Origin of the sequence: Klebsiella sp. MS 92-3, assembly GCF_000195655.1 — a bacterium.
GTDB lineage: Bacteria > Pseudomonadota > Gammaproteobacteria > Enterobacterales > Enterobacteriaceae > Klebsiella > Klebsiella pneumoniae.
This window is the reverse complement of sequence record NZ_GL882786.1, coordinates 20,327-21,605: the sequence shown is the minus strand read 5'-3', so window position 1 is coordinate 21,605 and position 1,279 is coordinate 20,327. Positions and strand designations below refer to the sequence as shown.

The 1,279-nt window shown below is 67.6% G+C and carries 1 pseudogene; it reads left to right on the top strand.

Going from position 1 to position 1,279, the window contains the following annotated elements:
- Positions 1-1,279: pseudogene (gene selB, locus HMPREF9538_RS0127310) on the top strand (selenocysteine-specific translation elongation factor); the annotation flags it as partial.

Below are 1,279 nucleotides of genomic sequence, written 5' to 3'. Positions count from 1 at the left end.
CGGCCCGCGTGGCGGCCGCCAGGGTGGCGGAGGTTCAGGCAGAGGTCGAGCAGACCCTGGGCGAGCTGGGCTTTGACGCCGTCGCTTTCTTTCCCACCGCGGCGGCGGAAAACATCGGTATTGCGGAACTGCGCAGCCATCTGCTGCAGCTTGCGGAGCGCCCCCGCCCGCAGCAGCAGCGGTTTCGCCTGGCGCTGGACCGCGCTTTTACCGTCAAAGGCGCGGGGCTGGTGGTCACCGGGACGGCGCTCTCCGGCGAAGTACGGGTCGGGGATACCCTGTGGCTTACCGGCGTCAACACGCCGATGCGCGTCCGCAGCCTGCATGCCCAGAATCAAGCGGTTGAGCAGGCGCACGCCGGGCAGCGCATTGCGCTGAATATTGTCGGCGATGCGCAAAAAGAGGCAGTGCACCGCGGCGACTGGCTGCTCTCCTCACCACCGCCGGAGCCAGCAGAACGGGTGATTGTCGAGCTGCAGTGCCATACGCCGCTCAGCCAGTGGCAGCCGCTGCATATTCACCATGCTGCCAGCCACATTACCGGCCGGGTGTCGCTTCTTGAGGGCAACCTGGCGGAGCTGGTGCTGGATACTCCGCTGTGGCTGGCGGATAACGACCGGCTGGTGCTCCGCGATATCTCTGCTCGCTTGACGCTGGCGGGCGCACGGGTGGTGACGCTGGATCCTCCGCGTCGCGGCAAACGTAAACCGGAATATCTGCAGTGGCTGCACGCCCTGGCAGCGGTCGGCGCTGACAATGCGCAGGCGCTGGAGCTGCATCTGCAGCGGGATGCCGTCCGGCTTGAGCGCTTCGCCTGGGCGCGGCAGCTCAGCGAAGCCGGAATGGCGGCCCTGATCCAGCGACCGGACTATCTGCAGGCCGGACAGCGCCTGCTTAGCGCGCCGCTTGCCGCCCGCTGGCAGCGAAAATTGCTGGATGCCCTTGCGCGCTACCATGAGCAGCATCGAGACGAGCCGGGCCCTGGCCGGGAGCGCCTGCGCCGCATCGCGCTGCCGATGGAAGATGAAGCGCTGGTGCTGCTGCTGATTGAGCAGATGCGCGAGAGCGGCTTAGTCCACAGCCATCACGGCTGGCTGCATTTGCCGGAGCATAAAGCCGGGTTTACCGACGAGCAGCAGGCGGTCTGGCAGAAGGTGGAGACTCTGTTCGGCGACGATCCGTGGTGGGTGCGCGATCTTGCGCGCGAAGTCCATGTTGAAGAGTCCCTGATGCGCGCGGCGGGGCGGCGCCGCGGGCGGGGGGGGGGGGGGGGGGGGGG